We start from the raw sequence: 20,656 nt of genomic DNA on the forward strand, positions 1-20,656 counted from the left end.
ACACCACGGCGGGGCAGCTTTGCCCCGTCACCACCTTGACCCGCCCCGACCCTGCGCCGATGCTGCGGCAAACGGGGAAGGAGAGGGCCGATGCGCGGAACCTGTCATTGCGGCGCGGTGGAGATCGAGGTCAGCCTGAGCGACGGTCTGGCCACCGCCCGGCGCTGCGATTGTTCCTTCTGCCGCAGGCGTGGGGCGATCGTCGTCTCGGCGCCGCTGTCGGGGCTGACGATCCTGAAGGGGGCAGAGAACCTGACGCTTTACCAATGGGGCACCAGGACCGCCAAGCATTACTTCTGCAAGACCTGCGGCATCTATACCCACCACCAGCGGCGGTCCAACCCCAATGAATATGGCATCAATGTCGCGATCCTCGCGGGGGTGAACCCGCGCGATCTGGGCGCGGTGCCGTGGTCGGACGGGGTCAACCATCCGTCGGACCGCGCATGAGCGGCGGGCAGCGGTCACGGCCGCGCGCGCGGCCCTTGACCTGGCGGGCAGAGGGCCCAAGTTGACCCCATGATCCCGATCCGCGACCATAACCCCTCGACGGTCAAGCCGCGGATGACGCAGGCGCTGATTGCCGTGAATGTGGTGCTGTTCCTTTACAGCCACGTCATGCTGCAGGGCACCGATCAGATGCTGTTCCAGTTCAACTGGGCCTTCATCCCGTTCCGCCTGCATTTCGGCGCGCGTTATGACACGCTGATCACCGCGATGTTCCTGCATGGCAGCTGGCTGCATCTGGGGGGGAACATGCTGTTCCTCTGGATCTTCGGCGACAATATCGAGGCGCGGCTTGGCCGCTGGCGCTATATTCTGTTCTATCTCGCCTGCGGGGTGGCGGCGGCCTGGGCGCAATACCTGCACGACCCCTACAGCCGCGCGCCGGTTCTGGGCGCCTCGGGGGCGATTGCCGGGGTGCTGGGCGCCTACCTTAGGCTTTACCCCCGCGCCAAGGTCGATGTGTTCTTCTTCTTCGTGGTCTTCTGGCGCACGATTGCGATTCCCGCCTGGGGGGTGCTCGGCTTCTGGATCGGGTTGCAGGTCTGGTCGGGCCTGGCCGATCCGGGCCTGACGGATGGCGTGGCCTATTGGGAACATATCGGCGGCTTTGCCGCAGGCTTCGCCCTGTCGCTTCTGCTCCGCCGCCCGCCGCCGCAGGTCGCGGTGCCGGAAACCACCGCGGTGCCGGAGCTGCAGGTCAGCCCCAGCGCCCTGCCATCGGTGCCCCGCCGCCGGTGAGGGCGGCGGAAAGGCGCTGTCTCAGGTGTTGCGGATGATCTTGGCGAAGGGCGCGAAAAGCGCGTCATTGGCGCAGAGGATCGAGCCGGAATCGAGGATATCGTCACCCTCGCGCACGGCTTCGGCAAAACCGCCCGCCTCGCGTACCAGAAGCAGGCCCGCGGCCATGTCCCAGGCGCTCAGCTCGCGCTCCCAATAGCCGTCGAAGCGGCCGGCGGCGACATAGGCGAAGTCGAGCGAGGCCGCACCCCAGCGCCGCACCCCGGCACAGCCCGGCATCAGGCGGGCCAGATCGGCGACCGTGGCGGGCAGGGTCTTCTTGGCGCCGAAGGGCACGCCGGTGGCAAAGATCGCCTCATGCATGTGGCGGCGCCCCGAGACGCGCAGGCGGCGGTCGTTCATCCAGGCGCCGGCGCCCTTCTCGGCCCAGTACATCTCGTCCTTGGCGGCATCGAAGACCACGGCCGAGACGATCTCGCCCTTGTGCTCCAGCGCGATCGAGACGGCCCAATGCGGCAGCCCGTGCAGGAAGTTGGTGGTGCCGTCCAAGGGATCGACGATCCAGCGACGGGTCGGGTCGGCCCCGGGGGTGGAGCCTGTCTCTTCGCCGATCCAGCCATAGCTGGGGCGGCCTTCCATCAGGTCTTCCTTGATCAGCCTTTCGGCCTCGCGGTCGGCCTTGGAGACGAAATCGCCGGGGCCCTTGGCCGAGACCTGAAGGTTCTCCACCTCGCGGAAGTCTTTGACCAAGGCACGGCCCGCCTTGCGCGCGGCTTTGATCATCAGGTTGAGGTTGGCACTGCCTTGCATGGGGCACTCCGAGAGGATGGATCATAAGGTCTGGAACGGCGAGCGCATACACGTCCCGGCCCATGAAGGAAAGGGCGAATGCGGCGCGGGCACCGGCAATGCGGCGGCGGGGGCGGAAGTTTCGCCGAATTGCCGGCGCCGGAAGATGGGCAGATTGCCCATCCTACCGTTCAGGCGTCGAGCTCGTCGCGGAAGAAGGCCTCGGGATCGGCGACCTCGACCAGGGCTTTCTTCTCGATCCGCCAGAAGCGGTTGCCGACATTGCGCACGAAGCTGCGGTCGTGGCTGACCAGAAGGCAGGTGGCGCCCTGGGCCAGAAGCTCGCCCTCCAGCGCCTCCTGGCCTTCGATGTCCAGATGGTTGGTCGGCTCGTCGAGGAGGTAGAAGTTGGGCTTGGCCAGCCGCAGAAGCAGCATGGCAAGCCGCGCCTTCTGCCCGCCCGACAAAGGCGCGAGGGGCTTGGTCTGCATGTCCAGCCTGATCCCCGCTTCGGCCAACATGCTGCGCGCCGGGCCATCCCCCGTCTTGTACCCCGTCACCAGATCAAACGGCGTGGCCTTGGGCGGCAACTGCGCCAGACCCTGGTCGGAATGCCCCAGGACCAGCGAGGGCGTGACCCGGATCGCCGCATCCCCCTCCAGGATCGCCCGCAGGACCGCCCCCACCATCTGCGTCTTGCCGGCACCATTGCGGCCCAGAAGCACGACCCGATCGCCGCGCTCGATCCACTTTTGCCCGGTGCGGAACAGGGGTCGCCCATCCGGCGTCGCAACCGCCGCATCGTTCAGGGTGACCAGCGCCTTGGCATGGGTGCCCGAATGGGCCAGCCGGATCTCCCCGGCCGAGACCTCCTTGAACGCCGCCTTGGCCTGGGCCTCGATCTTGCCGGCGCGCTCCTTCAGCTGCTTGGTCTTGATGACCAGCAGGTCCGATCCGCTGTTGATCCCGATGTTCTTCAGCTTGGCCGCCTGCCGGCGCAGCTGATCGGCCCTGGCGAGGTCATTCTCGAACTGCCGCCCCTGCGCGGCATCCGCCTCCGCCAAGGCCGCCCGGGCCCGCGTATAGGGCAGGGCAAAGGCGCGCGAGCCCGTGTCGCGCAAAAACAGGCTGCGCGTCGTCACCGCGTCCAGAAAGGCGCGGTCATGGCTCGCCGCAATCACAGCCACATCGCGTGGCAGGGCCTTGAGCCAGGCCTGCAACAGGCCGATCCGCGCCAGGTCCAGATGGTTGGTCGGCTCGTCCAGCAGCAGGATATCCGGCTCGGCCACCGCCGCGCGAGCCAGCAGCGCCGTCCGCTGCCAGCCACCCGAAAGCCCGCCCAAAGCCTGATCGCGCAAAGCCTCCGGCACCGCCAGATCGTCCAGCGCCACATCGACCCGCCAGCCCTCGCCCTCCGGATCGCCCAGCACCTGCAGCACCGCTTCCCGCAGGCCCAACCCCAACAGCGCCCCCGGCACCTCCTGCTCGACCAGCCGCAAGGTCGCCCCGCGCGCCCTGGTGATATCCCCGCCCGTAGGCTCCAGCTGCCCCGCAAGGCAGCGCAACAGCGAGGATTTCCCCCGCCCGTTGCAGGCAATCAGCCCCAGCCTTTCGCCGGGTTCGACAGAAAAGGACAGATCCGCAAACAGCGGCAGACCAAGGGTCAGGGACAGGGATTTGACAGCAAGAAGGCTCATGGGAAGGCTCCGAAACCAGACATGCGCAAAAGCGCCTCGGGGCGAGCCTTGGGACCGGAAAGGGAACCGAAAGCCGCCCTGCTACACCAGCAGGGCAGGGACAGGGCCGGACTTGTTGATCCTGACAAAATGAAGTTCCATGCTCCCATCCTTCCCGCGCAACCCGCCCGCCGTCAACCCCTTTCACACTGGTCCAAATATCCCCGCCGGAGGCCCTTGATTTTTCGCAGAAAAATCGTGGCCCCCTCAGCCGCGCTGCAGCTTGACCGGCTCGCTGCGCCCTAGGCGCAGGAAATGCGCCATGAAGGGGCGGGCGGAATCCTCTTCGCGGGTGGCGGCGTAAAGCCGCTTGGTGATCACCCCCGGCCCCAAGGGGCGCGTGACATAATCGGCATGGCTTTTCACATCGCGGATCACCCAGTCGGGCAGCACCGCCACGCCGCGGTCCGACCCCACCAGCATCAGGATCACCGCCGTCAGCTCCACCGCCCTTTGCGCGCGCGGCTCCACCCGGGCCTCGGTCAGAAGCTCGGTGAAGATGTCCAGCTTGTCGCGCCCGACCGGATAGGTAATCAGCACCTGGTCGCGGAAATCCTCCGCCTCGATCACCGCCTTGGCCGCCAGCGGGTTCTTGGAAGAGGCGATGAAGGTCGGGTGATAATCGAAGAGCGGATGAAAGGTGATCCCCGGCAAGGGCTCGGGGTTGGAAGAGATCACCAGATCCACCTCTTCCCGCAACAGCGCCGGAAAGCTGTCGAAGGCAAGGCCGGCGCGGATATCCACATCGACTTCCGGCCAGGCATGGCGGAACAGCTCCAAGACCGGAAACAGCCAGTCGAAACAGGCGTGGCACTGGATCGCGATATGCAGCCGCCCGGTCTTGCCCGACAGAAGGCCGCGGAACTCCTCCTCCAGCGCCGCAATCTCGGGCAGGATGCGTTCGGCCACCTTCAGCATCCGCGTCCCTGCCGCCGACAGGCGCATCGGCTTCGACCGTCGCACGAAAAGCTCCATCCCCACCTGATCCTCCAGCCCGGCCACCTGATGGCTCAGGGCCGATTGCGTCGTGTTCAGGATCTCGGCCGCCTTGGCCAGACCCCCGGCCTCCTGAATGGCGCGCAGGGTGCGGAAGTGGCGAAGCTCCAGGTACATGCGATGAACCTCATGATCATCGTGAATTATATGAATTGGATTCAGTTTCACCGATCTGGCACAAAGGGGCAAGAGTTAAGGAGTACCCAGATGACCCTCGTGACCCGCCGTGCCCGCATTTCCTTTGAATTTTTCCCGCCGCAGACGCTGGATGCGTCCTTCCGGCTGTGGGAAACCGTTCAGGCACTGGCACCGATGGAGCCGGATTTCGTCTCGGTCACCTATGGCGCGGGCGGGACGACCCGCAAGCTGACCCATGACGCCGTGGGCGCGATCCACCGCAACTACGGCCTGAACGTCGCGGCCCACCTGACCTGCGTCGATGCGACAAGGGCCGAGACGCTGGAGATTGCCGAAAGCTATGCCGCTCTCGGCGTGACCGAGATCGTCGCCCTGCGCGGCGATGCGCCCAAGGGTGCCGACCGTTTCACCCCGCATCCGGACGGTTTCGCCAATACGGTCGAACTGGTCGAGGCTCTGGCCCAGACCGGCAAGTTCAAGATCCGCGTCGGCGCCTATCCCGAACGCCACCCCGATGCCGCCGATGACAAGGCCGATATCCGCTTCCTGAAACGCAAGCTCGATGCCGGAGCCACCTCCGCCATCACCCAGTTCTTCTTCGAGGCTGAAACCTTCCTGCGCTTCCGCGATGCCTGCGTGGCCGAAGGCATCACCGCGCCGATCATCCCGGGCATCCTGCCGATCCAGTCTTGGGAGGGCGCCAAGCGCTTCGCCGCCCGCTGCGGCACCAAGGTGCCCCAGCGTCTGGACGAGGCCTTTGCCTTCGCCGCCCGCGATGGCCGCGAGGAGCTTCTGGCCCTGACCCAATGCACCACGCTCTGCGACCGCCTGATCAGCGAGGGCGTCGAGGATCTGCATTTCTACACCCTGAACCGCCCGCATCTGACCCGCGAGGTCGTGCGCGCCTTGGGCCTCGTGCCCGAGCTGGCGCTGGAAAAGGTGGCCTGAGGCCTCTCAGTCCGCCCCCCACTCCCTGTTGGGCGCGCTTCGCGCTCAATACACCTGACCGGCCCGGACCCGTCCGGGCCGGCTTTTTCTTGCCCTGCCTCCCGGTCCCGCGCCTCCTTCCCTTGACAAGCAGAAACACCCGGCGCGCGCCATCCCATTGAAAGGCACGCCATCAGTCCTACCCGTCATGCCTGCGGGCTTCCGTGCGCCTTTGGGGGGCGTTAATGGGGACGGAGCGGACGTTCATGTGCGATTGTATAATTTGGGTCATGACATATGCTGACGTCGTGCAAATTGAACGGACGCCATGCCCACTATTCTTTGCCGGCAAGCTTTGACCAAGAGTGAACTGCGCGCTCAATGCTTGGAAAGTCTTGCCTTGCCGCGCCCCGCCGCGCGGTCACCTGCGTCCGTGACGGCTCGGTGATGCGGGGTCTAGCTCACGTGTCTGCAACTTTTTTGGCAGCGGTGGTCATCGTGTCCGGTACCGAAGTTATTTTGCAGGGGCCATCTGGAATAGGTGATGGACTGGGCAAATCAATCGGCGGGTTTCTCATATGGCTGGTCCTCGGCGTAGGAACTATGCCAATCGGTTTGGCTCTGCGTCATATTTTGGGTGGATTACCGCTTCGCCCTTTTCCTGTGGCTGTCGGTTCCGGTGTCTGCGTCGCTTTGGCCCTGATCCCTGTGTTGAACCCTGCAATGTACCCGGGGTTAACACTCGCCAGCCACCCGTTCGCGCTGATAAGCGTTTACTCTCTGGCGGGAGGGTTAGGGGGATCGGTATGGTATGCCATAGAGTTTAATTTGGCAGCACGCTCGAAACAGTAACTTGGTCGCTTTAGGCTCATTCCGACCTCTGCATCGCCGGGTGCAAGCCCCAGTGCCTCCCCCAAAGCGCCCGGTTCTTCCCTGGCTCTGCCCAGTGGAGAAGAGACCCAAGCCAGCCTCCCTCTTCTCCTGTCGCCTTCCGCGCGGGACCGCGCCGGTTAACAAAAGGTGAAGAAACTTCAGGATACATAACGATTTCAGAAACTTACCGTACATTGCACGCGTGCAATCCCCGCCTTTCACACCCTCCATCCCCCGTTGCCGCCCCCGACCCGACAGGCTAACCTTCCCGCGAGCGGAGAATGACATGAAACCCATCTATATCCTGAACGGCCCCAACCTGAACCTTCTGGGCCAGCGCCAGCCCGAGATCTACGGCCGCGAAACCCTCGCCGACGTGGTCCAGGCCTGCGCCGACCTGGCCGAGGAGCTGCGCCTGCCGATCAAGGCGCTGCAATCCAACCACGAGGGCCAGCTCGTCGACTGGATCCAGGAGGCCCGCCTGCAAGGTGCGGCCATCGTGATCAACCCCGGGGCCTATTCCCACACCTCGGTCGCGATCCTCGACGCGCTCAATGCCTTCGAAGGCCCGGTGATCGAGGTCCATATCTCCAACATCCACAAGCGCGAGGAATTCCGGCACCATTCCTACGTCAGCCTGCGGGCCGATGGGGTGATCGCGGGCTGCGGGACGGAAGGCTATCTTCTGGCCCTGCGCCGGATCAGCACCCTTCTGGGCAAGCGGAGCGCGGGGTGAGGCCTGAGCCTCCGGCGGGAGTATTTGGCAAGGAGCAAGCGGCAGGCTTTGCCTGGCATCCCGCCGCGCGGCTGTTCGACGGGGCAGGGGAAGAGGTTCCCCGCGCGGCGCCGGTCGCTGGGGTCATCCACGACCGCCCCGCCGGGGCGGCGCTGGCCGGGCTCGGGGTCGGGGCCTTCCGGATCGGCGGGGCGGGCCCCGCGCCCGCGCCGGGGCCCGCACCGGTGTTCGAAACCCTCACCGGCGGCTCCAGCGGCGCGCCACGTCGGATCAGGCGCAGTCAGGCCAGCTGGATCGCCAGTTTCGCGGTGAATGCGGGGCTTTTCGGCATCGGCCCGGGCCTGCGGGTCGCGGTTCTGGGGCGGCTTATACATTCGCTGGCGCTGTATGGCGCGGTCGAGGCGCTGCATCTGGGGGCAGAACTGCATCTTCTGGACACGCTCCGCCCCGATCGGCAGCGCGCGGCGCTGGCCCAGCGGCGGATCGGGTTGATCTATGCCACGCCCGCACAACTGCGCCTGTTGGTGGAGGCGGGCGGGCCCATCCTGCCCGACCTGGGCTTCGTCCTCGTCGGAGGATCGAAGCTCGACAGCGGCCTCAGGGCGCAGATGCGGCTTCTGGCGCCGGGGGCGCAGGTTCGTGAGTTCTATGGCGCCGCGGAAGCAAGTTTCATCACCCTGGCCGGACCTGACACCCCTCCGGATGCGGTCGGCGCGCCCTATCCGGGGGTCCAGCTGCGGGTCGAGGCGGGCGAGGTCTGGGTGAAAAGCCCCTATCTCTTTGACGCTTACGAAGGCGACCCCGGCTCGGCCCGCTGGCAGGACGGCTGGCTTTCGGTGGGCGAGCGGGGCGAGATCCGCGACGGCAACCTCTACCTTCTGGGCCGGACCGGGCGGATGGTGAAAGTGGCCGATCAGGCGGTCTATCCCGAGGCGATCGAGGCCTTCCTTCTGGCGCAGCCCGGGGTGGCCCGCGCCGCCGTCCTGCCGCGCCTGGATGCCCTGCGCGGGCTGCATCTGGTGGCCGTCTTGATGGGTGACCCAGGGCAGGAGCCGGCGCTTCTCGCCGCGCTTCGGGCGGAGTTCGGGCCGCTCAGGGCGCCCAAGGCGCTGATCTGGCGGCAGAGCTGGCCGGTGCTCGCCTCGGGCAAGACTGATCTCGCCGCCCTGGCCGGGGGGCTCGGATGAGCTGGATCGTCGCGGCACGGCGAACGGCGGTGGCGCCTTTGGGCGGGGCCTTCCGCAGGCTTATGCCGCATGATCTGGCCGCGCCGGTGATCAGCGCCTGTCTCGCCGATGCCGGGATCGGCGCGGAGGAGGTGGACGAGGTGATCCTCGCCAATGCGCTGGGCGCCGGCGGCAATCCGGCGCGGCTCGCGGCGCTGGCGGCGGGCCTGCCCGAGGCTGTGGCGGGCCTCAGCATCGACCGGCAATGCGTGGGCGGGCTAGATGCGATCCTGCTGGCCAAGGCGATGGTGGAAAGCGGTGCGGCGCGGATCGTGGTGGCGGGCGGGGCGGAAAGCTACTCGCGCCGGCCCCTGCGGCTGGCGACCGATCCCGACGGCGGCCCGCCCGTCCCCTACGACCGCCCGCCCTTCACGCCCTTCGGGGACCGCGACCCCGAGATGCACGCGGCCGCGGCGCAGCTGGCGCAAGACCTCGGCCTCGGCCGGGCGATCCTTGACGCCTGGGCGGTTCAAAGCCACGCCAAGGCCCGCGCCGCAAAGGACAGGCTGGCGGCAGAGATCGTGCCCCTCGCTGGCCTGGCGCAAGACGCCTTCACCCGCAACCTGACCGAGGCGCTGGTCGCCCGTGCCCGGGCTCTGACCGGCCCGATCAGCGCCGCCAATGCCGCCGTGGCGGCGGATGCGGCGGCTTTCGTCGTGGTTTCCGCCATGCCCCTCGGGCCGCGGCCGCTGCGCCTTCTGGCCGGGGCGACGCGGGGGGCGGCGCCGGATCAGCCCGGCAAAGCGCCCCTGCGCGCCATGGCCGAGGTCCTGCGCAGCACCGGAACCGACCCGCGGGACCTCGCCATGGCCGAGGTGATGGAGGCCTATGCCGCGCAAGCCATCGCCTGCGTGGCGGGGGCGGGGCTCGATCCCGCCATCGTCAACCCAGAAGGCGGTGCCCTGGCGCGCGGCCACCCGATCGGCGCCTCGGGCGCCATCCTCGCGGTGCGGCTGTTTCACGGGCTGGACGCGGGCCGGGGGCTGGCTGCGATCGCGGCGGCCGGCGGGATCGGGTCAGCCCTGCTGGTGGCGCGTTAGGCGCGCGACAGAAGGGCGCCGGGGCGGGCCTGGGCCACGGCCCGGGTGATCAGCGCGGCCAGCACTGCCTTGACGAGGTCGCCCGGCAGGAAGACCATCGCACCGAAGAAGGCCTCACCCAAGGGCTTGCCCGACATCAGCGCGATGCCCGGGATGCCGAAGGCGTAAAGCACCAGGATGCCGCCAACCACCGCCCCGGCAAAGGCGGCGGGCAGGATGCCGGTCTTCCAGCGCTCCACCACCAGGCCCGCGACGAAAGCCGCGATCGGGTAGCCGATCAGATAGCCCACCGAAGGCGTCGCCAGCGCCGCCATCACGGTGCGCCCGCCCGACAGGACCGGCAGGCCGATCAGCCCGAGGCCGAGGAACAGCAGCACCGCTAGCCCGCCGCGCCAGGCGCCCAGCACCGTCCCGCACAGCATGATGCCCAGCGATTGCGCGGTGATCGGCACGCCGATGCCAAGGTCGATCTTGGGGATCAGGCCCAAGACCACGATCATCGCGGCAAACAGGGCGATGTGGGTCAGATTGCGTTCCATGCGGCTCTCCTCGTTGCGCCCGCGTTTCTAGCCCGCGCCGCCGCGCGCCCGCAAGGCCTCTGCCACGCGGTCCGCGTCGTCAAGGGCGGCGAGCACCGAAGGGGCGATCAGACGCCAGCCCGGCCTGCGCGCCGATCGGGCGCGGAAGGCCTCGGCCAGAAGCTCCCAGCGCAGCAGCATGACCGGGACGAAGCGGATGACCAAAGCGATGGCCAGGGCCACCACCCGGGGCGGCAAGAGCGGCGCCAGAGGCCGGGCGAGCCAGAGCACCACCTCCTGCATCGCGGAAAGCCGGGTCGTCATGGTGACCAGCGTGGCCGCCCCCACCGCCGCGATCATGCGCAGGATGACCACGCCGCCCTCCGCCGCCGTGCCGGTGGCAAGGTGCCAGAGGAAGAGCACAAGCGCGATCGGCCAGAGCCGCCAGATCTGCCCGGCCCATTCCGCCCCAAGCCGCAGCGCAAGGGCGACTGCGGTGACCAGCCCCACCGCCACCGCAGGCCAGACCAGCCCCGGCAGATGGAACAGACCCAGCGTCCAGACCACCAGCGCCGCAAGCTTGCCCCCCGCCGGCAAGCCATGCGCCCAGGTCCTACGCGAGGAGGTCAGTGTCAGCATCGCGCGCTCCGATCGCTTCCATCTCGGCCTCGAACGCCGCCAGCACCGGCGCCGCCGCACCATCGGCCCGTACGCGCCCGGCTTCCAGCCAGATCACCCGGTCGCAGTCGGATACGGCGGCAGGCTCATGGCTGATCGTGATCACCTGCTGGGGCAGGGAAGCCAGCCTGCGCCGCAAGCGCAACTGCGCCGGCAGGTCAAGCGCCGCAAAGGGCTCGTCCAACAGCAGGGTCGCCGGCGCCATGGCCAGCACCGCCAGAAGACACAGATACTGGCGCTGGCCCTGGCTCAAGGTATGGGTCGCGGCCTCCGCCCAATGGCTGCGGCCATCGGCGGCCAGCAGCTCTCGCACCACATCCCGCGCCTCGGCCTTGCTCCGGCCCATCTGCAACAGGCCGAAGGCCAGCTCCTCTTCCACCGTCGGAAACAGGATCTGGTGATCGGGGTTCTGGAACAGGATGCCGACCTGGCGCAGCATCGCCTTGCGGTCCTTCGCCGGGTCGATCCCCGCCACCCGGACCGCGCCCGCGGTCGGCACCACCAGCCCCGCCATCAACCGCAGAAGCGAGGTCTTGCCCGAGCCGTTGCGCCCGACGATACCGATCCGCGCCTCGCCCAGCCGCAGGTCGATCCCCGCCAGAATCACCTTTCCGGCCACGGCAAAACCCGCGCCCTGCAGAATGATCCCGGCTTGCGTCATCGTCATGCCCCATTGCCACTGCCGCGCTTTAGCCCCGCCTCCGCCCGACCGCAAAGCAAAAAGGCGAACCCTGCGGCCCGCCCCTTCATTGGTCCCCAAATATCCTCGGGGGGTCTGGGGGGCAGACAGCCCCCCAGCCGGGTCCGCCGAGCGAACTCAGCCCTGCTGGGCCGCCGCGACCGAGGCTTCGAGGATGCCCATCGCTTCGGTGAAATGCGCGTCCGGAATGGTGATGGGCGCGAGGAAACGCACCACATTGCCGTAAACCCCGCAGGTCAGCAGGATCAGGCCGCGCTTCTGCGCCTCGTTCTTCACCCGGTTGGTGAAGTTGGCATCGGGCTCGTGGTTGGCGGGGTTGGCAAACTCGACCGCGACCATGAAGCCCGGGCCGCGGATGTCGGAGATCTCCGGCGTGGTGGCGCGGATCGATTCCAGCTTCTGCTTCAGGCGCGAGCCGAGTTCATTGGCGCGGGCGCAAAGCTTTTCCTCCTCGATCACGTCCAGCACGGCATGGGCCGCCGCAATCCCGATCGGGTTGCCGCCATAGGTGCCGCCGAGGCCACCGGGATTGGCCGCATCCATCAGGCTCGCCTTGCCGGTCAGCGCCGCGATCGGGAAGCCGCCGCCAAGGCCCTTGGCCATGGTGGTGATATCGGCGGCCACGCCGTAACCTTCCATCGCGAACATCGTGCCGGTGCGGGCGAAACCGGTCTGCACCTCATCGGCGATCATCACGATGCCATTGTCATCGCAGAGCTTGCGGATCGCCTTCACCAGATCGGCCGGGGCCGGGTAGAAGCCGCCCTCGCCCTGCACCGGTTCGAAGATGATCGCGGCAACGCGGGCCGGGTCGAGGTCGGCCTTGAAGAGCTTGGTGATCCCGGCCATCGCATCGGCGGTGGAGATATTGTGGACCTCCTGCGGGAAGGGGACGTGATAGACATCGGGCATCATCGCGCCGAAGCCTTTCTTGTAGGGCTCGACCTTGCCGGTCAGGGTCATGCCCATGAAGGTCCGGCCATGGAAGGCGCCGCCAAAGGCGATGACCGCCGAACGCCCGGTGGCAAAGCGCGCCACCTTGATCGCGTTTTCCACCGCTTCGGCGCCGGTCGTCACGAAGACCGTCTTCTTGGCGAAGTCGCCGGGCACGGCGGCGTTCAGACGCTCGGCCAGATGGATGTAGTTCTCATAGGGCAGGACCTGGTGGCAGGTATGGGTGAAACGCTCCAGCTGCTTTTGCACCGCCTCGATCACCTTGGGGTGACGGTGGCCGGTGTTGACCACGGCGATGCCGGCGGCGAAGTCGATGTAGCGGTTGCCTTCGATATCCCAGACCTCGGCGTTCAGCGCCTTGTCGACGTAGATCTGGGTTTGCATGCCCACGCCACGGGCGATGGAATCAGTCCGGCGAAGGGCGACATCTGCGTTTTTCATGGGTCTCTCCAATGCGCCGCAGGGCCTTGCGCGGCTTTGGCGCCATTTGATCAAACTTTTGCCCCTGCTTCAATCCCGCCTGCGCCATATTTCGGCCGGCTGCGACACAAGGCCCGTCGATTCCCAGGCCATCGCCGCAGGAAGCTCCGTGCGATTCACCCTTCGTTAACCTTCTGGCGGACAAGCTGGCCGGGAAAGGAATCTCCATGAACCCGCGCCAAGAAGATCCTGCCCTCTGGCTGCAACTGATCCGCTCGCGCCGGATCGGTCCGGTGACCTTCCACCGGATCGTTGCCGAACAGGGTGGGGTGGAGGCGGCGCTGAAAGCCTTGCCCGGGATTGCCAGCGCGGCAGGGGTTACGGATTACGAGGTCTGCCCGCTGGGCGTGGTCCGGCACGAACTGGCGCAGGGCAGGGCGGCGGGGGCGCGGCTTTTGCTGCATGGTCAGGCGGCCTATCCGCAAGCTTTGATGGATCTGGAGGATGCGCCGCCGGTCCTTTGGGCGCAGGGGGATCTGGCGCTGCTGGAACGGCCGATGGTGGCCTTGGTGGGCGCGCGCAACGCCTCCTCGCTGGGGCTGCGGATGGCGCGGCGGCTGGCGGAGGGTTTGGGGGCTGCGGGACAGGTCGTCGTCTCGGGCCTCGCCCGCGGGGTCGATGCCGAGGCGCATCAGGCCACACTTTCGACCGGCACCGTCGCCGTGCAGGCGGGCGGGGTCGATGTGATCTACCCGGCGGAGAATGCCGATCTTGCGGCGCAGATCCTTGCCCGCGGTTGCCGTCTGTCGGAACAGCCGATGGGGATGGAGCCGCAAAGCCGCCACTTCCCGCTGCGCAACCGAATCATCGCGGGCCTCGCGCGGGGTGTGGTGGTGGTCGAGGCTGCGGCGAAATCCGGCTCGCTCATCACCGCCGAGGCCGCGCTGGAACAGGGGCGCGAGGTCTTTGCCGTGCCCGGCCACCCGTTCGACGCCCGCGCCGCCGGCTGCAACCGGCTGATCCGCGATGGCGCGACCTTGGTGCGCGGCGTGCAGGATATTTTCGAGGTGCTGGGCATCGAGGCCAAGCCCACCGCCCCGCAGACCGTGGTCCGACCCGAGCCCGTGGTGGAACCCGAGGTTGCCGCCTTGCCCGACCCGCTGCCCGGGCCAGTGCCGCCCCGGCGCAGGCTTGGCGACATCGCGGCGATCCACAGCCTGATCCTCGCCCGGCTTGGCCCGGCGCCCCTGGCCGAGGATCAGCTGATCCGCGATCTGGCCCTGCCGGCGGCGGCGCTGTCGCCCGAGCTCCTCTCGCTGGAGCTTGAGGGCAAGATCGAACGCCAGTCCGGCGGGCTGATTTCGCGCCGCTGACGCCCGCTTCACAGCCCCGGTTGACATTCCCCGCCAATGACACACATCTTGCCGCGCTGCGCGGATCGCTGTTCCTGCGGTCTTGGTGAAAGGAATTCCATGCCTGTCGTCGTTGTCGAATCCCCTGCTAAAGCCAAGACCATCAACAAATATCTCGGCTCCAACTACACGGTTCTGGCCTCGTACGGCCATGTCCGCGACCTGCCGCCCAAGGATGGTTCGGTCAACCCCGAGGACAATTTCGCCATGACCTGGGAGGTTGCGGCCGATAGCCGCAAGCATATCAAGGCCATCACCGATGCGCTGAAAAGCGATGACGAACTGATCCTCGCAACCGACCCCGACCGCGAAGGCGAGGCGATTTCCTGGCACCTGGCCGAGGCCTTGGCCCCGGTGATCGCCAAGGGCAAGAAGAAGGTCAGCCGCGTGACCTTCAACGCGATCACCAAGGCCGCGGTGACCGATGCCATGGCGCATCCGCGGCAGGTCGACCAGCCCCTGGTCGAGGCCTATCTCGCCCGCCGCGCGCTGGACTATCTGGTGGGCTTCACCCTCTCGCCAGTTCTGTGGCGCAAGCTGCCGGGGGCCAAGTCGGCCGGGCGCGTCCAGTCGGTCTGCCTGCGCCTGATCGTCGAGCGCGAGATGGAGATCGAGGCCTTCAACGCCCAGGAATTCTGGAGCGTGACCGCCGTGATGGCCACCCCGCGGGGCCAGGAATTCGAGGCGCGGCTGGTCCTGCTCGGCGGCAAGAAGTTGGACAAATTCGACATTCCGACCGCCGAGGCGGCCGAATTGGCGGTGTCGGCTATCGATCATCGAACCTTCAGCGTCAAAGGGGTGGAAAAGAAGCCCGCCACCCGCAACCCCTATCCGCCCTTCATGACCTCGACCCTGCAGCAGGAGGCGTCCCGCAAATATGGCATGGGCGCCAAGGCCTGCATGTCGGCGGCGCAGCGGCTTTATGAGGCGGGCTATATCACCTATATGCGGACCGACGGCATCGACATGGCGCCCGAGGCCGTGATGTCGGCGCGCGATGTGATCAAGGCGACCTTCGGGCCGACTTACGTTCCAGACTCCCCCCGCATGTACAAGAACAAGGCCAAGAACGCGCAGGAAGCCCACGAATGTATCCGCCCGACGGATATGTCGGCGGCCCCGGAAAAGCTGCGTCTGGCCGAGGCCGATCAGCGCAAGCTTTACGATCTGATCTGGAAGCGCACCATCGCCAGCCAGATGTCGGCGGCGCGGATGGAGCGGACCGTGGTCGATATAATCTCGCCCGATGGCCAGGTCGGCCTGCGCGCCAATGGCCAGGTCGTGCTGTTTGACGGCTTCCTGAAGGTCTATGACGAGGGCCGCGACGACGACGGCGACGAAGAGGGTCGCCTGCCGCAGATCATGGAAGGCGAGGCGGCTGAGAAGCGCAAGGTCACGCCCGAACAGCATTTCACCCAGCCGCCGCCGCGTTACAGCGAAGCGACCTTGGTCAAGCGGATGGAAGAACTGGGCATCGGTCGGCCTTCGACCTATGCTTCGGTGATCACGACGATCCAGGACCGCGAATATGTCCGCAAGGACAAGAACCGCCTGATTCCCGAGGACAAGGGCCGTCTCGTCACCGCCTTTTTGACCAACTATTTCCGCCGCTATGTCGAATATGACTTCACCGCCGATCTGGAGACCGAGCTTGACGATGTCTCCGCCGGGTCGCGCACCTATACCGAAGTCCTGAGCCGCTTCTGGCGCGATTTTTCGGCGGCGATTGCCGAGACGGCGGACCTGCGCATCAGCGAAGTGCTGGACAAGATTGACGAATTCCTGGCGCCCCACCTCTACCCGCCGCGCGCCGATGGGTCCGATCCGCGGATCTGCCCGACCTGTGGCACCGGCCGTTTGCATCTAAAAACCGCCCGCTCGGGTGGTGCCTTCATAGGCTGCGGCAATTATCCCGAATGCCGCTACACCCGCCCGATCGCCGGGGGGGAGGAGGCCTCGACCGTCGATGGCAAGGTGCTGGGGCAGGAGGACGGGCTCGATATCTCGATCCGGACCGGGCGCTTTGGCCCCTACGTCCAGAAGGGCGAGGCCACGACCGAGGCACCGAAACCGCCGCGCGCCAGCCTGCCCAAGGGCTGGCCGCCCGAGGATCTGACGCTGGAACGCGCGCTGCAACTCCTCCACCTGCCGCGGATCGTGGGCAACCACCCCGAGGATGGCGCGGTGGTCGAGGCGGCGATCGGCCGTTTCGGGCCTTACGTGAAGCACAATTCGACCTATGCGAACCTGCCCGAGGTCGAAGAGGTCTTCACCATCGGCATGAACCGCGCGGTCGAGGTTCTGGCGCAGAAGCTGGCCGGGCGTCCGGGGCGCGGGGCGGCGCCGGCGGGGCCGCTCAAGGAATTGGGCGAACATCCCGAGGGCGGGGCGATCTCGGTCATGCCGGGGCGCTATGGGCCTTACGTCAAATGGGGCAAGGTCAATGCGACGATCCCCAAGGCCGGCGATCCGATGGAACTGACCATGGAAGAGGCGGTGGCGCTCTTGACCGAAAAGGCCGGCAAGACCCCGGTGAAGAAGACCCGCGCCAAAGCGGCGGCCAAGCCTGCCGCTGAAAAGAAGGCGACGACGGCGGTGAAGAAAGCGGCGCCGAAGGCTGCAACCAAAACCGCCGCCGCCAAGACCACGGCGGCAAAAAAGCCTGCGGTCAAAAAGGCGGCGGTGAAGAAAGTGGCGGGGGCGGCCGAGGGGTGACCTCGGCCGATGACTTCATCGCTTGGCTTTAGCCGTTACGCGGGTTGATCAGCCGCGCCATCAGCGAGGCCGCCTTGATCACCCCGATTCGCGCGCCGTCGAGGGTGACGGCAAGCTCGGTGACGCCCTTGGACAGAAGCTCCATCACGGCCTTTACCGGCACTTCGGCATCGACGGCGGCGGCGGCCGTGGTCTCGCCCGGCTCCATCACGTCCTGGGCGGTCAGCACGGCCATCGGGTTCATATGGGCGACGAAATCCGCCACATAATCCGACACCGGATTGGCGATGATCTCGCGCGCGGTGCCGATCTGGACGATGCGGCCCCCCTCCATCAGCGCGATGCGGTCGCCGAGCTTGAAGGCTTCATCCAGGTCGTGGCTGACAAAGATGATCGTGCGTTTCAGCTTGGCCTGCAGGTCGAGGAGTTCATCCTGCAACCGCGCCCGGATCAGCGGGTCGAGGGCCGAGAAGGGCTCGTCCATCAGCAAGATCGGCGCTTCGGTGGCAAAAGCGCGGGCGAGGCCGACGCGCTGCTGCATGCCGCCCGAAAGCTCGCCCACCTTGCGTTCGGCCCATTGGGTCAGGTTCACCAGGGCCAGCTGTTCATCCACCTTGGGCTTGCGCGCGGCGGCATCAAGTCCTGCCAGTTCCAGCCCGAGGCCGACATTCTCGCGCACTGTCCGCCAGGGAAGCAGGCCAAACTGTTGAAAAACCATCGCAACCCGGGTCAGGCGCAGGTGGCGCAGCGTGTCCTTGTCGGCCTTGGTGACCGAGACCATCTTGGAGCCGTCGCTGATCCGTACCTCGCCCCGCACCACCGGGTTCAAACCGTTGACGCCACGCAGCAGGGTGGATTTGCCAGAGCCGGACAGGCCCATCAGCACCAGGATCTCGCCCTCGGCCACGGTCAGGGTGCAGTCGTGCACACCAAGGATCTGCCCGGTCTGGGTCTGGATATCGGTCCGCGAATGGCCCTTGTCCATCAGGGGCAGGGCCTGGTCGGGGTTCTCGCCAAAGACGATCGAAACGCAGTCGAATTCTACGGCGGTCATCACTTCACCTCACGCTGGAAGATGCTGCGCAAGGCGATGGCGACGACGACGATGACGAAGCCGGATTCGAACCCTTTGGCGGCATTGACGGAAGCCAGGGCGCGCATCACCGGCACGCCAAGGCCATTGGCGCCCACCATCGAGGCGATGACCACCATCGACAGCGACAGCATGATGGTCTGGTTCAGGCCGACCATGATCTGCGGCAGGGCCCAGGGCAATTCCACCTTCCACAGACGCTGCGACGGGGTGGCGCCGAAGGCGGTGGCGGCCTCCAAGAGGGCGGTGGGGGTCGAGGCCACGCCGAGTTCGGTCAGGCGGATCGGCGCGGGAAGGACGAAGATCACCGTGGCGATCAGGCCGGGCACCATGCCGATGCCGAAGAAGATGATGGCGGGGATCAGGTAGACGAAGGTCGGCAGGGTCTGCATCAGGTCGAGGATCGGCGAGATGGCGGCGTTGAGCCGCGGCTTGTGGGCGCAGGCGATGCCGATCGGCACGCCGATGGCCATGCAGACCGCGCAGGAGGAGAGGATCAGCGTCAGACTCTCGGTCGTTTCCTTCCAGTAGCCCTGGTTGACGACGAAGAGAAAGCCCAGGCCCACGCCGACGCAGATCTTCCAGTTGCGTTGCAGAAACCAGGCCAGGGCCACGAAAACCGCGATCAGAACCAAGGGGTTGGGCGCTTGCAGAAGCCACAGGAACCCGGCGATCAGCGATTCCAGCACCATCGATATGGTGTCGAAGATCGCCGTCATATGGGTCTTCATCCAGACGAAGATCACATTCGCCCCGGGTCCGACCGGAATCTTGTTTGCCGTCAGCCAATCCATCCTGCGCGCGCCTACCTTTGGATAAGAGAAGGCCCCGGAACCGCTCCGGGGCCTTGAGGTTTCACTTCAGCGCGGCTTCGACCGCAGCCACGGCATCGCCGCCATCCTTGGTGGTCACGCCGTCGAGCCAGGGCTTCCAGACCGCTTCATTGGCGGCGGCCCAGGTCTTGGCGGCCACGGCCGGATCGGTGCCGTCATCGAGGATCGCACCCATCAGGGCGTTTTCCATGTCGAGCGAGAAGACCAGGTTGGACAGGAACTTGCCGGTGTTCGGGCATTCCTTGGTATAGCCGGCGCGGATGTTGGTGTAGACGGTAGCACCGCCAAGGTTCGGACCGAAGAAGTCGTCGCCGCCGGTCAGATAGGTCATCTTGAAGTTCTTGTTCATCGGATGCGGCTCCCAGCCGAGGAAGATGATCGGCTTCTTGGCCTGATCCTCCTTGGCGACCTGCGCCAGCATCCCCTGTTCCGAGCTTTCGACCAGCTCGACCTTGGCATCCTTCAACCCGAAGGCGTTCTTGTCGATCATGTCGAGGATCAGCTTGTTGCCGTCATTGCCGGCCTCGATTCCGTAGATCTTGCCGTCCAGATCGGCGGCATGGGCGGCGATATCCTTGAAATCCTTGATGCCGAGGGCGGCGCCGGCCTCGTTGGTGGCCAGGGTGTATTTCGCCCCTTCGAGGTTGGCGCGCAGCGATTCGACGGTCTTGGCATCGAGGTAGGGCTGGATGTTCGACGCCATGGTCGGCATCCAGTTGCCGAGGAAGACATCGACATCGCCCTTGGCCAGACCCTCATAGGTCACCGGCACCGACAGGACCTGCGTTTCGGTCTGATAGCCCAAAGCCTGCAGGATCAGGGAGGAGACCGCCGTGGTCGAGGTGATGTCGGTCCAGCCGACATCCGAGAAGGTCACTTTGTCGCAGCCAGCGGCAAAGGCAGAACCCGCGAGGGCGAAAGTCACCGCAGAAGCGAGCAAGGTGGACTTGAAGGTCATCTGAGACTCCCTGTTTTTTGTTGATTGACGAGTCAATAAACTTCAGACTAGCTGCAAAAAGCAAGTCCTTTTAGCAGCAGGAACACATGCCGAAGCTTGGAATGGAGCCTATACGGAAAGAGGCGCTCGTCAAAGCCACGATCACCGAGATCGGGCGGGCGGGCTCTCTGGATGTGACGGTGAGCCAGATTGCCAAAAGGGCGGGCATGTCGAGTGCGCTGGCGCATCACTATTTTGGCGGCAAGGAAGAGATGTTCCTGGCCGCGATGCGCCATGTGATGACGATCTACGGCGCCGAGGTGCGGGGTGCCCTTTGTGTGGCGCAGTCGCCGACCGAACGGCTGGAGGCGATTCTGCGCGCCTCTTTCGGGCCGGCGAACTTCCGGCGCGAGGCGGTGGGGGCCTGGCTCAACTTCTGGGTTCTGGCGCAGACCGTGCCCGAGGCGCGGCGCTTGCTGGCGGTCTATCAGCGCCGCTTGCGTTCGAACCTGCTGGTGGGCTTGCGGCCCTTGGCGGGGGCGCGGGCCGAGGCGATTGCCGACGGCATCGGCGCGCTGATCGACGGGCTTTACCTGCGCGAAGTGCTGAAATCCGGCCCGCCGGATGGGGCGGCGGCGGTGGCGATGGGCCTTGAATATCTGCGGGCGCAGTTGGCCAATTTGAAGTGAA

At 66.5% G+C, this 20,656-nt stretch carries 19 protein-coding genes; 9 read left to right on the forward strand and 10 right to left on the reverse strand.

Annotated elements, in window-relative coordinates:
- Positions 1-90 precede the first annotated feature (90 nt).
- Both AC1DZT_RS08920 and AC1DZT_RS08925 read left to right on the forward strand, forming a co-directional pair.
- Positions 91-450 carry a GFA family protein gene (locus AC1DZT_RS08920; RefSeq protein ID WP_478006257.1) on the forward strand — a complete coding sequence of 120 codons (360 nt, stop codon included), beginning with the start codon at positions 91-93 and terminating at the stop codon, positions 448-450.
- Between the two features lie 69 nt (positions 451-519).
- Positions 520-1,245 carry a rhomboid family intramembrane serine protease gene (locus AC1DZT_RS08925; protein WP_478006258.1) on the forward strand — a complete coding sequence of 242 codons (726 nt, stop codon included), beginning with the start codon at positions 520-522 and terminating at the stop codon, positions 1,243-1,245.
- Between the two features lie 21 nt (positions 1,246-1,266).
- Here AC1DZT_RS08925 and AC1DZT_RS08930 read toward each other — a convergent pair whose 3' ends face one another.
- The 3 genes from AC1DZT_RS08930 to AC1DZT_RS08940 all read right to left on the reverse strand — a co-directional run bounded on the left by AC1DZT_RS08930 (position 1,267) and on the right by AC1DZT_RS08940 (position 4,883).
- Positions 1,267-2,055, reverse strand: a complete 789-nt coding sequence (locus tag AC1DZT_RS08930) for an inositol monophosphatase family protein (protein WP_478006259.1) — start codon at positions 2,053-2,055, stop codon at positions 1,267-1,269.
- 170 nt (positions 2,056-2,225) lie between these two features.
- Complete coding sequence (locus AC1DZT_RS08935) at positions 2,226-3,731, reverse strand: ATP-binding cassette domain-containing protein (protein WP_478006260.1); 1,506 nt, start codon at positions 3,729-3,731, stop codon at positions 2,226-2,228.
- A 246-nt stretch (positions 3,732-3,977) separates the two neighbouring features.
- Positions 3,978-4,883 (reverse strand): LysR family transcriptional regulator, encoded by a 906-nt coding sequence (locus AC1DZT_RS08940; RefSeq protein ID WP_478006261.1) that lies wholly within the window; start codon positions 4,881-4,883, stop codon positions 3,978-3,980.
- A gap of 90 nt (positions 4,884-4,973) precedes the next feature.
- On the opposite strand from AC1DZT_RS08940, the gene metF reads away from it, so the two are divergent.
- The 4 genes from metF to AC1DZT_RS08960 all read left to right on the forward strand — a co-directional run bounded on the left by metF (position 4,974) and on the right by AC1DZT_RS08960 (position 9,706).
- Positions 4,974-5,852 carry a methylenetetrahydrofolate reductase [NAD(P)H] gene (metF, locus tag AC1DZT_RS08945; protein ID WP_478006262.1) on the forward strand — a complete coding sequence of 293 codons (879 nt, stop codon included), beginning with the start codon at positions 4,974-4,976 and terminating at the stop codon, positions 5,850-5,852.
- Positions 5,853-6,990: 1,138 nt separating this feature from the next.
- The gene (gene aroQ, locus AC1DZT_RS08950; protein ID WP_478000298.1) at positions 6,991-7,440 is read left to right on the forward strand and encodes a type II 3-dehydroquinate dehydratase; all 450 of its coding nucleotides are present in this window, start codon (positions 6,991-6,993) and stop codon (positions 7,438-7,440) included.
- Positions 7,437-8,627, forward strand: coding sequence for an AMP-binding protein (locus AC1DZT_RS08955; RefSeq protein WP_478006263.1), 1,191 nt, complete (start codon positions 7,437-7,439; stop codon positions 8,625-8,627). Before aroQ ends, AC1DZT_RS08955 begins: the two co-directional genes overlap by 4 nt.
- Entirely contained in the window at positions 8,624-9,706 is a 1,083-nt protein-coding gene (locus AC1DZT_RS08960) for a thiolase family protein (RefSeq protein ID WP_478006264.1), read from the forward strand. Before AC1DZT_RS08955 ends, AC1DZT_RS08960 begins: the two co-directional genes overlap by 4 nt.
- Here AC1DZT_RS08960 and AC1DZT_RS08965 read toward each other — a convergent pair.
- From AC1DZT_RS08965 to AC1DZT_RS08980, 4 genes are all read right to left on the reverse strand, one after another.
- Positions 9,703-10,245: a biotin transporter BioY gene (locus tag AC1DZT_RS08965; RefSeq protein ID WP_478006265.1), complete on the reverse strand. Its 543-nt coding sequence runs from the start codon at positions 10,243-10,245 to the stop codon at positions 9,703-9,705. The genes AC1DZT_RS08960 and AC1DZT_RS08965 overlap by 4 nt on opposite strands.
- 27 nt (positions 10,246-10,272) lie before the next feature.
- Positions 10,273-10,863, reverse strand: coding sequence for an energy-coupling factor transporter transmembrane component T (locus tag AC1DZT_RS08970; protein WP_478006266.1), 591 nt, complete (start codon positions 10,861-10,863; stop codon positions 10,273-10,275).
- Positions 10,838-11,569 (reverse strand): energy-coupling factor ABC transporter ATP-binding protein, encoded by a 732-nt coding sequence (locus AC1DZT_RS08975; RefSeq protein ID WP_478006267.1) that lies wholly within the window; start codon positions 11,567-11,569, stop codon positions 10,838-10,840. The genes AC1DZT_RS08970 and AC1DZT_RS08975 overlap by 26 nt, the downstream gene beginning before the upstream one ends.
- Before the next feature lie 150 nt (positions 11,570-11,719).
- Positions 11,720-12,997: a 4-aminobutyrate--2-oxoglutarate transaminase gene (locus tag AC1DZT_RS08980; RefSeq protein ID WP_478006268.1), complete on the reverse strand. Its 1,278-nt coding sequence runs from the start codon at positions 12,995-12,997 to the stop codon at positions 11,720-11,722.
- Between the two features lie 206 nt (positions 12,998-13,203).
- On the opposite strand from AC1DZT_RS08980, the gene dprA reads away from it, so the two are divergent.
- Both dprA and topA read left to right on the forward strand, forming a co-directional pair.
- Complete coding sequence (dprA, locus tag AC1DZT_RS08985; RefSeq protein ID WP_478006269.1) at positions 13,204-14,349, forward strand: DNA-processing protein DprA; 1,146 nt, start codon at positions 13,204-13,206, stop codon at positions 14,347-14,349.
- Between the two features lie 99 nt (positions 14,350-14,448).
- Complete coding sequence (gene topA, locus AC1DZT_RS08990) at positions 14,449-17,103, forward strand: type I DNA topoisomerase (RefSeq protein WP_478006270.1); 2,655 nt, start codon at positions 14,449-14,451, stop codon at positions 17,101-17,103.
- Between the two features lie 28 nt (positions 17,104-17,131).
- Here topA and choV read toward each other — a convergent pair whose 3' ends face one another.
- The 3 genes from choV to choX form a co-directional block, all read right to left on the reverse strand.
- The gene (choV, locus tag AC1DZT_RS08995) at positions 17,132-18,157 is read right to left on the reverse strand and encodes a choline ABC transporter ATP-binding protein (RefSeq protein WP_478006271.1); all 1,026 of its coding nucleotides are present in this window, start codon (positions 18,155-18,157) and stop codon (positions 17,132-17,134) included.
- Entirely contained in the window at positions 18,157-18,990 is an 834-nt protein-coding gene (choW, locus tag AC1DZT_RS09000) for a choline ABC transporter permease subunit (RefSeq protein ID WP_478006272.1), read from the reverse strand. Before choW ends, choV begins: the two co-directional genes overlap by 1 nt.
- 61 nt (positions 18,991-19,051) lie before the next feature.
- Entirely contained in the window at positions 19,052-19,987 is a 936-nt protein-coding gene (choX, locus tag AC1DZT_RS09005) for a choline ABC transporter substrate-binding protein (RefSeq protein WP_478006273.1), read from the reverse strand.
- A gap of 86 nt (positions 19,988-20,073) precedes the next feature.
- On the opposite strand from choX, the gene betI reads away from it, so the two are divergent.
- Positions 20,074-20,655 (forward strand): choline-binding transcriptional repressor BetI, encoded by a 582-nt coding sequence (betI, locus tag AC1DZT_RS09010; protein WP_478006274.1) that lies wholly within the window; start codon positions 20,074-20,076, stop codon positions 20,653-20,655.
- Position 20,656 lies beyond the last annotated feature (1 nt).

It is taken from the genome of Rhodobacter sp. P1_C2 (genome assembly GCF_056406375.1).

Coding starts and splice junctions, on each gene's coding strand:
- AC1DZT_RS08920 (WP_478006257.1), top strand. CDS start 91: ATGCGCGGAACCTGTCATTGCGGCGCGGTGGAGATCGAGGTCAGCCTG.
- AC1DZT_RS08925 (WP_478006258.1), top strand. CDS start 520: ATGATCCCGATCCGCGACCATAACCCCTCGACGGTCAAGCCGCGGATG.
- AC1DZT_RS08930 (WP_478006259.1), bottom strand. CDS start 2,055: ATGCAAGGCAGTGCCAACCTCAACCTGATGATCAAAGCCGCGCGCAAG.
- AC1DZT_RS08935 (WP_478006260.1), bottom strand. CDS start 3,731: ATGAGCCTTCTTGCTGTCAAATCCCTGTCCCTGACCCTTGGTCTGCCG.
- AC1DZT_RS08940 (WP_478006261.1), bottom strand. CDS start 4,883: ATGTACCTGGAGCTTCGCCACTTCCGCACCCTGCGCGCCATTCAGGAG.
- metF (WP_478006262.1), top strand. CDS start 4,974: ATGACCCTCGTGACCCGCCGTGCCCGCATTTCCTTTGAATTTTTCCCG.
- aroQ (WP_478000298.1), top strand. CDS start 6,991: ATGAAACCCATCTATATCCTGAACGGCCCCAACCTGAACCTTCTGGGC.
- AC1DZT_RS08960 (WP_478006264.1), top strand. CDS start 8,624: ATGAGCTGGATCGTCGCGGCACGGCGAACGGCGGTGGCGCCTTTGGGC.
- AC1DZT_RS08965 (WP_478006265.1), bottom strand. CDS start 10,245: ATGGAACGCAATCTGACCCACATCGCCCTGTTTGCCGCGATGATCGTG.
- AC1DZT_RS08970 (WP_478006266.1), bottom strand. CDS start 10,863: ATGCTGACACTGACCTCCTCGCGTAGGACCTGGGCGCATGGCTTGCCG.
- AC1DZT_RS08975 (WP_478006267.1), bottom strand. CDS start 11,569: ATGACGATGACGCAAGCCGGGATCATTCTGCAGGGCGCGGGTTTTGCC.
- AC1DZT_RS08980 (WP_478006268.1), bottom strand. CDS start 12,997: ATGAAAAACGCAGATGTCGCCCTTCGCCGGACTGATTCCATCGCCCGT.
- dprA (WP_478006269.1), top strand. CDS start 13,204: ATGAACCCGCGCCAAGAAGATCCTGCCCTCTGGCTGCAACTGATCCGC.
- topA (WP_478006270.1), top strand. CDS start 14,449: ATGCCTGTCGTCGTTGTCGAATCCCCTGCTAAAGCCAAGACCATCAAC.
- choV (WP_478006271.1), bottom strand. CDS start 18,157: ATGACCGCCGTAGAATTCGACTGCGTTTCGATCGTCTTTGGCGAGAAC.
- choW (WP_478006272.1), bottom strand. CDS start 18,990: ATGGATTGGCTGACGGCAAACAAGATTCCGGTCGGACCCGGGGCGAAT.
- choX (WP_478006273.1), bottom strand. CDS start 19,987: ATGACCTTCAAGTCCACCTTGCTCGCTTCTGCGGTGACTTTCGCCCTC.
- betI (WP_478006274.1), top strand. CDS start 20,074: ATGCCGAAGCTTGGAATGGAGCCTATACGGAAAGAGGCGCTCGTCAAA.